Origin of the sequence: Sphingobacterium sp. UBA5789 (assembly GCF_002418355.1) — a bacterium.
GTDB lineage: Bacteria > Bacteroidota > Bacteroidia > Sphingobacteriales > Sphingobacteriaceae > Sphingobacterium.
The window spans coordinates 84250-97310 of the sequence record NZ_DIDX01000007.1; the positions used below are offsets into that span (position 1 = coordinate 84250).

11 protein-coding genes are annotated in these 13061 nt (G+C 39.9%); 1 reads left to right on the plus strand and 10 read right to left on the minus strand.

The window, feature by feature from the left end; translation table 11 throughout:
- The first annotated feature begins 3 nt into the window (after positions 1-3).
- A complete protein-coding gene (locus tag B4B65_RS17740; RefSeq protein WP_293917456.1) occupies positions 4-633 on the plus strand; it encodes a hypothetical protein in 630 nt (209 codons plus the stop codon).
- A 101-nt stretch (positions 634-734) separates the two neighbouring features.
- On the opposite strand, the gene B4B65_RS17745 is transcribed toward B4B65_RS17740, so the two are convergent.
- The 10 genes from B4B65_RS17745 to B4B65_RS17790 all read right to left on the minus strand — a co-directional run bounded on the left by B4B65_RS17745 (position 735) and on the right by B4B65_RS17790 (position 12842).
- Positions 735-1868, minus strand: coding sequence for an aldo/keto reductase (locus B4B65_RS17745; RefSeq protein ID WP_293917458.1), 1134 nt, complete (start codon positions 1866-1868; stop codon positions 735-737).
- 265 nt (positions 1869-2133) lie between these two features.
- Complete coding sequence (locus tag B4B65_RS17750; RefSeq protein WP_201678732.1) at positions 2134-2919, minus strand: YoaK family protein; 786 nt, start codon at positions 2917-2919, stop codon at positions 2134-2136.
- A complete protein-coding gene (locus B4B65_RS17755; protein ID WP_293917462.1) occupies positions 2903-3439 on the minus strand; it encodes a hypothetical protein in 537 nt (178 codons plus the stop codon). The genes B4B65_RS17750 and B4B65_RS17755 overlap by 17 nt, the downstream gene beginning before the upstream one ends.
- A complete protein-coding gene (locus B4B65_RS17760; RefSeq protein ID WP_201678730.1) occupies positions 3390-3905 on the minus strand; it encodes a hypothetical protein in 516 nt (171 codons plus the stop codon). The genes B4B65_RS17755 and B4B65_RS17760 overlap by 50 nt, the downstream gene beginning before the upstream one ends.
- A gap of 127 nt (positions 3906-4032) precedes the next feature.
- Positions 4033-5388 (minus strand): HAMP domain-containing sensor histidine kinase, encoded by a 1356-nt coding sequence (locus B4B65_RS17765; protein WP_293917465.1) that lies wholly within the window; start codon positions 5386-5388, stop codon positions 4033-4035.
- An 8-nt stretch (positions 5389-5396) separates the two neighbouring features.
- Positions 5397-6101 carry a response regulator transcription factor gene (locus B4B65_RS17770; protein WP_003001940.1) on the minus strand — a complete coding sequence of 235 codons (705 nt, stop codon included), beginning with the start codon at positions 6099-6101 and terminating at the stop codon, positions 5397-5399.
- A 163-nt stretch (positions 6102-6264) separates the two neighbouring features.
- Positions 6265-7770: a SusD/RagB family nutrient-binding outer membrane lipoprotein gene (locus B4B65_RS17775; protein ID WP_293917470.1), complete on the minus strand. Its 1506-nt coding sequence runs from the start codon at positions 7768-7770 to the stop codon at positions 6265-6267.
- 11 nt (positions 7771-7781) lie between these two features.
- On the minus strand, positions 7782-11138 hold the full coding sequence (locus B4B65_RS17780; RefSeq protein ID WP_293917473.1) for a SusC/RagA family TonB-linked outer membrane protein: 3357 nt from the start codon (positions 11136-11138) through the stop codon (positions 7782-7784).
- A 57-nt stretch (positions 11139-11195) separates the two neighbouring features.
- Positions 11196-12260, minus strand: coding sequence for a FecR family protein (locus B4B65_RS17785; protein WP_293917475.1), 1065 nt, complete (start codon positions 12258-12260; stop codon positions 11196-11198).
- Between the two features lie 54 nt (positions 12261-12314).
- On the minus strand, positions 12315-12842 hold the full coding sequence (locus B4B65_RS17790; RefSeq protein WP_201678725.1) for a sigma-70 family RNA polymerase sigma factor: 528 nt from the start codon (positions 12840-12842) through the stop codon (positions 12315-12317).
- Positions 12843-13061 lie beyond the last annotated feature (219 nt).

Consider the following 13061-nt stretch of genomic DNA (forward strand, 5'->3'; position numbering starts at 1 on the left):
GATATGTCACCAAAGCAATATGTATCGGTATATATGACATCAGGATATCAACTGTTTCTCTTTGTTTTAAGTATTTGTTGTGTGAGCTGTTCCTTTGATAATGCAGAACATAAGCAGAGCAGCATTATTTCAAAAATAAAATATAAGAGTGGTTCTTCGGAAGCGGATACACTATGGGTATCACAGCAGGATACAGCTGTTTTCAGAAGAGAAGAGATTATGACACATCGTCCCTGCAGCAACCCGGAATTAGAAGAGCGATTTGAATTGAGAACCCCGGTAAATGGTGCTTACTATTATATTTACGACGATCACCAGCAATTACTAATGGAAGGAAAGTATACTTCTGAATCCACTGTAGAGGGTAGTACAGTAAAAGAAGGAAACTTTTATAATTCGAAAACTTATTCTTACAAAACGAACGGAGACCTGAAGGCAATACATTACAGGGAAGATGGCAGGGATGTCAAAACAGAATCTTTTGATGGAAACAAAAGATTAAAAGAAATCTTGTACAGAAATAAAAAATCAGGAAATATCCAGAAAGTAGAAATTTACAGAAACGGAAAACTAAAAGAAACAAGGGTGTATAAAAGTTTTGATACTTATACTACCCTCTTGGCTGACCAGTAAATAACAATTTAGTACGCAGCAATGAAAAAGGAATGCAGCACTTCTGCATTCCATAGCCAATACGGAAAATCTATATTATCAGTTTATTTCTAATCCCGGCACTAATTACTTACCTGTGATGCAGCTTGTCCTGTGTAACGCTCTCCGACAATCCGGATTTCAGATGCGGCCTTCGAAAATCTGTTAAGTTCATCCGGTGTAAAGAGAATCTCTACAGCACCAATATTTTCCTGTAAATGTGCTGATTTAGTTGTTCCGGGTATAGGAACAATAAAGGGTTTCTGTGCCAGCAACCATCCCAGAGCTACCTGAGAAGCAGTCAATCCTCTTTGATTTCCAAATGTTGTCAGTAAGTCTATCATAGCCCAGTTCGCTTTGATTGCTTCGGGACTATACCGAGGTAAAGTCGCTCTGTTATCATTGCTTGCAATAAATTTAGTTCTCTCATTGATAAAACCCGAAAGATATCCTCTACACAACGGACTATACGGTACAAACCCAATACCCAGTTCTTCACATACTGCCAGAATATCTTCTTCAGGATTTCTCCACATGAGAGAATATTCACTTTGTAAAGCTGTCACAGGCTGTATAGCATGTGCTTTACGAAGATGAGATACATTCGCTTCACTCAGACCAAAATTTTTGACTTTTCCTTCCCTGATAAGGTCTTTGACAGTACCGGCAACTTCTTCTATCGGCACCTGCGGATCGACTCTATGCTGATACAGTAGATCTATATGATCGGTTCTCAGCCTTTTTAAGGATTCTTCAACAACCTTGCGGATATGAGCAGGTCTGCTATTCAGTCCTGCCATGGTACCATTCTCTATATTAAAACCAAATTTGCTGCAAATAAGAACATCATTACGCAACGGAGCCAACGCTTCACCTACAAGTTCTTCGTTGATATAAGGTCCGTAGACCTCAGCCGTATCAAATAAGGTAATACCCGATTCTACAGCTTTACGAAGCAAAGAAATCATAGCCTTTCGGTCAGGCACAAAACTACGGTGATAATTCATTCCCATACAGCCCAGTCCTATGGAAGATACTTTAAGACTATGTGCGCCTGAACCCAGCATCCTCTGTTTAATAAGAGATGAGGGAATTGTTGCAGGACGCGGATTTAAATTATTTGCAGTATTGCCCATGCTGAAAGCCGAAGTCGCAAACAGAGATGTGCCCAACGCTGCACCTGTTTTTAGAAAATTTCTTCTATCCTGATTTTTCATATGTTCTGTAATTTTAACCTATTCAAAGATCCTGTTTACAGATTCCGATCCTTGTATACAGATTACGGAATTATATACCAAAATCACTGATCAGTAAGGAAATATCTATATATAAAGCAAAAGTTGACTGATTTGCAAATGAAATCAGCCAACTTATAAGCACCGGATTACCCTGAAAAACTAAAAACTCAATTATGAATATTTTAGACGATTTTTATAGCACACTCCTGTCAGAGTGATCGACATTTTTTGTTCTGTTCCTGAATTATACCTCCATCTGTTCAGGCATCATATTTTTTGCTTCCATTTTCTCTCTCTTACGATGTCTTCTTTCGTAATGGTACCTGATCATTTTCAATTTATAGTAATCATAAAAAGCAATAACCAGCAATACAAAACAAACAACATAAAAGGCCTTATTTCCGATATAGTTGTAAACCAGTCCACTGGTCAATCCACCAATAATATAGGCGAATAATATCGTGAGCAACAGGTGGAATTTTTGTACTAATGCCTTATTTCGACGGTTTTCTCTTTTAGCAAACATCGAAACCAGAATGGCGAGATCCGTAGACAGACCTGTAAGGTGTGTCGTCTTGATTACAGAGTTGGAAATACTTGCTGTAAGACCATTTTGAAGTCCCATAGCAAACAATAACGCACCTACTAAAAATTCTGTTTCCTGTAAAGTCTCCTGATAGAAAAATTCCAGGTAGATTCCTACGCCCAGTATACTGATAATCTCCAGCATGATGGGCACGGCATGCGATACGTATTGGCTCCACCTTCCTTTTCCGTGAATAATCAGACTATTGGAAACCAAACTTCCGATAAAGAAAAGTAAGATCCATAATAGTACAACCGCACCCTGATACCAATTACCCTTGGATACTTCCTGTGAAAAAACAGCATAATACCCCGTAATATTAGAGGTAAAGGAGAAAAAGACAATCACCGACACGACATTAGTCATGCCCGCCGAGAAGGCTGTCAAGCCACCCAGCCACATGTTGTCCTGTTGTGTTCTATGATTACTATACTTTCTTAGCATAATTATTTTCTAATTCTTTTCTTTTTAAAACTATTTTTACAACTCCTTTTACTTGCAGATCCAGATTAAAATGTAACTCCATTTTATCTCTTGTCAGATTTTGAATCTGAAAACTCTCAATTTTTCTCCCGTCCTTACGGAGTTCGAGAATATGACCCCGACCTTTGATATACCATTGCAGGCTATCTGCATCCTGTTCGGAAAGAATATTTCCATCCTCTGCAAAATGCCATACATTCATATGATACGGCACCACCTGATCAAAGATTTCCAATTTCATCTGTTCATTGATATAACCGCTTTGACTACTGGTTTTATTATTGTAATCGGACTTTTCAAAATACCATCCCACTTCTTCCCATTCCCCCTGAATAAGTTTTTCAGGGCTTCTGGAAAACAAAACTCCTGTCAATGCAATCATCAACAAGGAAATAATCAATACATAATTGACCTTCGTTAATGTAGATTTACTAATACGTAACATCATATTGACTTCTAAAAAATAAATCAGCAATTTCATTCTGTTCAGCATGCTGCTTCTCTGAAAGTGAAGAGTCAGACAGTACGGATAAAAATGGTGCAGATTTCATCAAAGGACGATGAAGGTCCAGATAATGTTTATGCGTACAAGTACTGTAATGCTCTTCGTGTAATATGACTTCGTGAATATGATTTCCTTTGAGGTAGTTTCGGATATAGTTTGGATTATCGGAAGTAAGCACATCTGCATACAGGCCGCTCACCTTCTCGCCGAAACGATTTTCTATCATCTGACATCCTTTTATAAACTCTTCAGATTGTACCTTTTGCAGATACTCTTCTTTCGAGAAAATAAACAGTTCTGTCATAAGTGAACTGGAACGCATCCCATATGCGAGTACAACTTCTACCGGAGTAGCTTGCTGCTCTTCTAATACGGTAATCAGAAACTGTAAAGAATGGATGCTGAAATCCGTCGGTATCAATATTCTTTTTGCCTTTGCCATAGTACTTACAAAAGTATTACAGCATTATTGCAGCAGCATTAACCGCACATTAGAAGTTCATTAGACTTTTAAGGCAGAAATTAAAATGAGATTAAAATGCTTAAAACAGATTAAAACCGGATTAAAATCAGACAAAAAGAGAAGGCAATTCGATCGTAACAGTAGTTCCCTGTCCTTCTACCGAGCTCACCCGCAGCTGACCGTTGTGCATATGTATAATGTTACGGGCAAGTGGTAAACCTATTCCGTAGCCAGAATAATTGAGCGTATTTGAGGCTCTGAAATATGGATCATAGATATGTTTTAACTCTTTCTCAGGAATACCGATCCCATTGTCTTTGATGACAATAACAACCTTATCCTTTGAAGCTCCCAAAGCGATATATGCAGTCTGGTCTGCAGAATACTTGCAGGCATTGGAGATAATATTAGAAAAGGCCAGATGCAACAAGGGAAGCACACCATTTACTTTCAGACGCATGGAATCTTCCGGCAGCAAACTGAAATCTGTTTTAATCCTGAACTTATTGTTTATTTGCTTGACCATTAATTCAGCATCCATTACGGCCTGATCGACACGCGTTGGTTTGAAATTGATTTTATTTCCTTCATAGCCCGTACGTGCCAGTAACAACAGAGCGTGCGTTTTTTTCTCGAGATGTCCGGCCGCATCCATTATTCGTGTAAGTGCCGTTCTGTATTCTTCATCTGTTCTCTGCTTGGAAAGAGCGAGATCAGCTGTTACGATGATAGACGTAAGTGGTGTATTTAATTCATGCGAAGCATTACTTATAAAATTCTTCTGGGTTTCGAAAGAAGTTTCTATCCTGTTGAGCATACTGTTGAATGTGGCCGCCAGTTTATTAAGTACACTCTTATCCTTTGATTCATTCAGTCGGAGATAAAGACTCTCTGAGCCTATAATCTCTACTTCCTTGATGATCTTATGAATAGGTTTCAGAAAAGAACGTTTCACAATCATTGAAATAACGATGATAAGCAAACAGGCAAAAAGAAGACTGATAAACAACAAATTACGAAGGTAAGCCAAATGGTGCGTATAGAAATAATTTTCAGCAGATACGCCGATCAGATAATTACGACCGTCCTTTTGGTAAATATTAGTAGAATAGAAGATTTTGCCGTCTTTAAAATTGCTGGGGCCATTTTTGCTGATCTGGCCGGACAGATCGGTCGGAAACTCTACAATAGAACGAAAATTACCCTGCTTATCAATCTCAGCCATAAACTCCTTTTGATTAAACAGATTCTCAATGTATTCTGTCTGAAGGTGCTGCTGATCTCCACTGTGATCCGTATTTAACAAACGTTCGGCAGCAAGTTTGCGCCGGAGTTCCAGCCGTTTATAGAAATCACTGAATGCAAAATTAGAAATAGAATAAAATATGAATGTGACAAACAGAACGGTATAAACAATCAGGATGCCAATAGAAAAGTAAAGTGTTTTGTTGTAACTGCGCATAAATTTATTTATTCATCTCCTTTGAGAACATATCCCATACCGATTACCGTATGGATCAGTTTCATGGGGCTGTGTTTTTCTATTTTACGGCGCAGGTAGTTGACATATACATCGACAACATTTGAGCCTATATCAAAATTAATCCCCCATACTTCATCCAGCAATTCGCTTCGCATAAAGACTTTTTTGGGTGATCGCATAAAAAGCTGTAAAAGACGATATTCAGTAGAAGTTAGATTGAGTTCCTCGTCATTACAGTAAGCTACTTTTTGATAATCATCAAGTTTTAATACACTATAACGATATACTTCATTTTTCATCTGGCTTTGCACAGATTTTGAAATCTCGGACTTACGGCGCAACAGCGTTCTTATTCTTGCCTTTAACTCGATAAGTTTAAAAGGTTTTGACATATAATCATCTGCACCATTATCCAATCCAAGCACTACATTTTCGGGACTTCCAAGAGCAGTCAGCATCAGCACGGGAAGATCCGTATATCCCGAATCACGGATAGCTTTACACACATCGAGCCCGTTCATCTGAGGTAATAAAATATCCAGAATAACCAGATCAACAGCCTTTGTGCGCACTATTTCTAATGCCTTAAGACCATCCATCGCATGAATGACTTTATATCCGTCCTCTTCTAATCCCTGAATAACCAATTCAGCGACATTTTGTTCATCCTCTACTAACAGTATTTCGTTCATTTCTTAGCTTCTTCTCTATTATTATATCTTCAACAGATACCCCAAGCTATAAAAATAATTATTTAACACTGATTTACCAATTATCCCTAACTTTTCTTTATTCTGTAAAATAAAACATAAAAAAAGGGGCTTTTAACAAAGCCCCTCAATCTACTATTTTATCTTATTTCTTATCCCACCATACTTTGGACAGGAATGAATCTCCGTTAGACATCCGCTCCACTGCAGCTTTATAGTTTGCTTCATTAAGCTGAGCCTCTTCTGAAGAATATATCGCTCTACGCGGAATCTTACCATTTGTAGAGCCTTGCATAGGTCCCGGAGTCAACACAGGATAACCTGTTCTTCTCCATTCTGCAAAAGCTTCAAAATTACGACCAAACAAGTGTATCCATTTTTGGGTCTGGATTTTTTCTAACCGCTGATCTGTAGATAAACCGTTAAAAGATAAAACCTGATCGATATAAGTTTGCGGAACAGTAGCTATATTGTAGGGTGACACGGCAAAAGCTGCCTTTACGGCATCCTGAAATGTTTTTTCTGCGTCTACCTGATCCCAACCTAATAAAGCTGCTTCTGCTCTGAAAAAAGCAACTTCAGAATAAGTAAGAGCATAACTCGGAATCGGCGCAAAAGAGATGCTAAACCAGGTTTTTGTAGAGGCGGTAGAATAATTAGCACGAATTATCTGTGCTAACTGGTTATCTGTAAGAGCCACCCCTATTCCTTCATACTTATCTGTCCCTGTACCGGCAGAGCTGGCTGTAGGAGCTGCTATCAAAGGTAATCGGGTATCATTGTAATTTTTAAGTGTGGTAACCAGGGTATTAGCCAGATAACGAATATCCGAACTACCCGTAATAAACTGACGCAACATTGGATTGTAGTTTTCGGCCTGTGCATTATTAAAAGTCGGAACCGCAGCATTATCCGCATTTGAAGTCAACAACCCATAGGGAGATGCAATAGCTTCCGTAACCGTCTTCTGTGCCAGTTGAGCATTGGCATACCGTATACGCATACCCAGTTTCAGTTTAAGAGAGTTCCCAAACTTTGCCCATTTCGCCACATTACCTCCATAGAAAAAATCAGCCGTTCCGTACGAATTATCTGCAGCATTTAATCTGGCAAGAGCTGCATCCAGTTGCTGAATAAGCACCGGATAGATATCCTCCTGTTTGTCAAATGCCGGAGTTCGCTGTATCGCTCCTGCATCCTGAGTCACTGCAGAAAAAGGTATATCTCCGAATAAATCTGTCATACGTTGCCAGATATAGATTTCATAGATTCGCGCTATCGCCAGTTTACTGCGTCCTTCCGGCAAATCTTCTTTACCTTTTAATTCCTGACGGATCTGCATCAGATTTTTCAGCAAATCATAGTGCTGTGACCAGATTGCATTCTCAGGAGCTTCAATATATCTTGATGTAGGTACAATCGGACCTCCGGCCCAATGCTGTACCCATGATCCAAACTTATTATTTGGCAATTCACCGGACTCATAAAAACTGCCATCCCGAAGGGAACGCGACAACAGAAGAGCCGGATCTATCGTTGTGACAGAGGTCGGCGGTTTATTGATCTGTTCAAAATCTTTTGTACAACTGTTTAATAGGACAGAACCGATAAATAGTCCCAAACTTATTTTATATATGTTACTACGTTTCATTTTTCCGGATATTAAAAGTTTACTGATAAATTGATTCCAATATTACGCATCATCGGTAAAGATGTAGACTCTATACCGATCGAAGAGTTATTGGTATTGAATGAAGCCGATTCAGGAGAAAATCCATCTGTTTTACGCTGAAAATAGAATAGATTGCGTCCATATACTCCGACTTTAGCGCCTTGTATATATTTCGGCGGCAGTATACCTTTTGGCAGACTGTAGGACAAGCTGATTTCGCGCATAGCAATATAACTTCCGTCATTAAGCATTTCTTCGGATACCATAACTTCCTTTTCTCCGGCCACTACATTCCAGTAATCCTGAGCACGTACCTGCATCGTATTCTGTACGCCTGAGTTTTTCCAGGTATTATCCGGCTGTAAAGTACCAAGATATCCCGATGCTACATAGGTACCATCACGGCCTTCGACTGTCTTATTAGATACACCGTAGATAATTTGCTCCCGGTTAGATTGAGAGAAGATCAGGCCTCCCTGACGGATATCCACCAGTGCATATAAGGCTATACCTTTGTATCGGAATGTATTGGAGAATCCGCCCAGCCATTTGGGTTGCGCATTACCCAGATCAGTAGTGACACGCCCTGCTGTACGAAGTGGCAGACCTGTATTAGGATCAATCAGTCTGTTTCCGTTTTCATCTTTGATCCAGGCAAACTGAGTACCTATAAGCTGTCCGAAAGGTTTACCTACTTCAGCTACAACATTGATCCCCCTGTCCGATCCCAGCAGAAAAACATCTACACCTGGAGCCAATGATTTAACCATATTGCGGTTGCGGTTGAAGTTGAAAGATGTTTCCCACTGAAACCCTCCTGCTGTTTTTACCGGAGTACCACCCAATACAAATTCTATCCCTTTATTCGAGATTTCTCCGGCATTGATACGATTTACCTTAAACATACTTGAAGGCGCAATCGGAATATCTAAGATCTGATTCTTCGTATTGGCATTGTAATAGGTAAATGAAAAATTCATACGGTTATTCAGAAAACGCATGTCAGCACCAAATTCGACAGAAGTGGTCAGTTCATTTTTCAGATCAGGATCAGGAATTACTTCTGTAAAAGTAGCCAGCGGAATACCGCCGTGTGTATACTGATTCAGACTATAAGCTCCTGTAAGCTGATAAGGGTTACCTGAACTACCGGCTTGTGCCCATGAAGCTCTGACTTTCAGAAATGAAAGTGCTTTTGGATTGAATTTCCATATATCCGACAGAATCAAACTACCACTGACGGAAGGATAGAAAAAGGAATTATTATTCTTCGACAAAGTAGAAGACCAATCGTTACGTGCTGAAAAATCCAGAAAAGCATAATCTTTATAGCTGATCTGTCCCGATCCGTAAACTGAATTAATCTCTGACTCAATAAGATTAAAGATATATGAATTTGTAGTGGTATTATTGATCACGTACAGATCCGGAACAATAAACTGATTACCTGTGTTTCCGGTATTTCTCATAAACCGGCTGAGATGACTGGCTCCGGCATTCAGTGAGATCTTGATATCCTCCGTCGCACTAAAACTGGAACTTAGTAATGCATCCAGGTTATTTTCTCTGGACCGGATAATTTCCTCCCGGATATCGCCTTTACGATTCAAACTCTGATATGTTCCGATCGGACGGTAACGGAAACGCTGATCCGTATACAAATCCGTACCTCCGGTAGCTGTCAGTCGTAACCAGGGTGCAAACTCATACGACAGTCTTAACAAACCTATCAAACGATCACGTCTGTCTGTATTTCTGTTTTCATGTATCGTCCAGTACGGATTGGCGGTAGAACTATTCGTTGCATAGGTTTTCTCCAGTCCCTCAAATAAGTTGGAAAATCCAAGCTGATTATCAATATCATGCTTCGTCCATTTATAATCGGCCAGTACATCCATTCCCATACTTCTTGGTTGAGAAATCAGTAGATAAGCCGGATTGTCCGATGCATCAGATAATGTAGGCCGGTTAACGCCTTCCTGCATAATATAATTTGCTTTCACATCTATACTGAATTTATCTGTGATATTGGCTTGTGTACGTAGGTTCAGACTGTTTCTGTTTATAGTATTAGTCGGCACATATCCTTTAATATTTGTATTGGCATATGAGAAACGGTAGTTGATCTTTTCATTACCACCGTCTACACTCAGATCGTTTACAAATTGCTTCTCTGTGTCAAAAAAGTCGCCATAGGTATTCGGTTTTGGAGTAAAACTTAAAACATTTCCAAACTGATCCTCATACTGCTGTCCCTCCATTTTCGCTCCCCATGAAGATCTCATCAGCCTGTCCCGGCCGGCACTCATTTTGGGCATACCCGTGTAATTGTTGGCAATAGCATCGGCCATTGTCACAATCGTACCATCGGTCTTTCTGAAATGCGTAAAATTACCATTTAAACCCTGCCCGTACACATTCTGAAAATCCGGGAGTACAAGAGCCGTACCTATAGAAAAATCACTGTTGAAATTGATATTTAAACCTCTGCCTGCTTTTCCTGTTTTAGTTGTGATAAGAATAACACCATTTGAACCCCGCTGTCCATATAATGCCGCCGCATTAGGACCTTTCAGAACCGATATCGTTTCGATATCCTCCGGATTAATGTTACTGATACCATCGCCGTAATCTGTACCTCCGGAACTCCCTGCAGCACCGTAATTCTGATTATCAATTGGTACACCATCCACGACATACAAAGGCTGACTATTGCCGATCAATGAATTATTACCACGGATAATTACTTTCGATGAACCACCTGCTCCTGATGCTGCACGGCTCACCTGTACACCCGCGACCTTACCCGACAACGCATTAGCCACATTAGCCTCTTTCCCCTGTGTCAGTTCATTTCCTTTTAATTCGGCCACAGTATATCCCAAAGCTTTTTTCTCCCGTTTGATACCCAAAGCTGTTACCACGACCTCCTCCAGCACATCATTCCTTGATTCCAGTGTAACACTTATTGCAAGTTTGTCATTACTTTTGATGGCATAGCCTGTAAGCTCTTTTCTACTGTAACCCAATGAACTGATTACAAAAGTGTACCCTTCACCAGCAGGAATTCCTTCAAATACAAATACCCCTTCAGCATCTGTTGTACTGCTTTTACGAAAAGCCGTCAACTTGTTCTCTATCGTAATAGTAGCACCGGATATTTTCATACCCTGCTCATCACGCACCAGACCGGATACGGATGCATTCGTCTGTGCTTCCGCCATCGATACTCCGATCAGCATAGACATAGCCAAAGCACAAGACAGCTTTGGATTTAAGGATGGCCGCTTTATCCATAAGTGAAAGGTAAGCCCCATCACAGGCATAAAAAGTCTGTTTTTTTTCATAATCTGAATCAATAAAGTTGTTACTGTAAATGTTATCGCTTATACATGAATGTTCTCTTATTCGGATTTATTTATTTCTTGTTTCAATTGTGCTCCCTTCCCGTTATCATCAATCTTCAGACTCAGATGATGTAAAACAGCAATATCATTCAGAATGACCCGGTAATTGTCCGAATTCCGGTCATACTTTCCTGAAAAATGGAGTTTTTCTATACCTGCTATTGTCCAGCGTGTATCGGTACCATAGGCTCTGTCTATTTCTCTGAATACTTCCGTCAGCTTCTTATTCTTAAAGGCAAGTCCCTCCGGTTTTGCCTCCATACCAGCCCCATTTTTATCCTGCACAGGAGCTTTCGTAGGTGCTTCAGCCAACAGAGAAAGCGTAGACAGCCGAATATTTACTTCTTCTCCAGGTTTGAGTATCTGACTTATATATTGACCATTTTTATTTTTCTCATAATCTTCCACACGAATAGAGCCTTCTATCAATCGTATAGCCACCTGCTTACCTTGCCGTGGAGCATCTACGATAAACTGTGTTCCGAGTGCTGTAGTAACAAGCCGGTCCGAATACACCATAAATGGCTTTGTTTTATCTTTATGAACAGAAAATTTTGCTTTTCCAATCAGCCATACCTCCCGTTTGTTTTTCCATTTAAAATTTTCGGCATAGCGCAGCTCTGCATTCGGATAAAGTAATACCGAACTGCTGTCACTCATCACTATATTCATAGGTTCATTACTCGCATTTATACGATACAGGGTAGGAACTTCTCTCTGAATTCCGGTTATAAGAGGAGACTGATCATGCCGGGTAGCACGTTCTCCCAGTGCACAGACAAGAAGCAATACGGCAGCAGCAGCCACCCTGTACAAAAATGACAAATACAGACGTGGTTGCGTCTCTTCCTCCTGTAACTGCTGAACAATCAGTTGAAAGAGATCTTCCTGCCGTGACTCATCATACGATTTATCTTCTGACCATTCTTCCCACTCTTCTTCCGGAAAAAACGCTGAGGCTTCATCACTATGCTCTGCCAGATACGTTTGTACAAAAGCATGCTCTTCAGGTGTACACTGGCCTTTTAAAAATTTATTGATTAGTTCTTTACTGATGTTCATCTGATAGGTATACGATGCCAGTACGCATACCCCCTAGTCTACAGATAAAAAAAATTAAAAAAAGAATAGCAGAAAGAATAAAGTCTTTTTGAGCACCTTCAGCGCAGAAGCAATATGATTCTCTACTGTACGAACAGAGATTTGCAGACGTTCTGCGATTTGAGCATAACTCTGATGTTCAAATCGACTCAACCGGAATACAGTCTGACGTATAGGAGGCATACGATCCACTTCCTGTCTTAATCGTTCCATATTCTCGCGGTCTTCGACTTCCGTCTGATAGTGATAATCCGGAGATCCTTCCCACAAACTATCATTACGGCTGTACCGGGCAGATTGCCGCATATAATCAATCATTACCGAACGGGTAATACAGAATAATTGAGCTTCCCACTTGATATGTTTCAGATCGTATTGGCTGTTCTTCCATATTTTGATAAATACAAGTTGAACAACCTCTTCTGCCACAAAAGTTGAGCCCGTTTTTTTGAGCACATAGGCATACACACGGGTATTCCATGCCTTGTAAAGCGATTCAAAAGTGGTAAAATCAGAGGTCTGATCAGTAAAATCAGCCGACATAACTAAATATTAACGTGTGAACTGTGGCTAAAAATAGGTTTATCATTTTACCGCAATGTAAAGCGTATATTAACATTGCACTTTGCAAACATTCGAATACAGCTATGCGGCTGATATAAAGATAGAAATGATTTTTTAATTTTCCGATATTATCACCGACTACCGAATAGTAAAAGCCAGATCATATACTGATCTGGCTTTATATACTAAAATTCACAA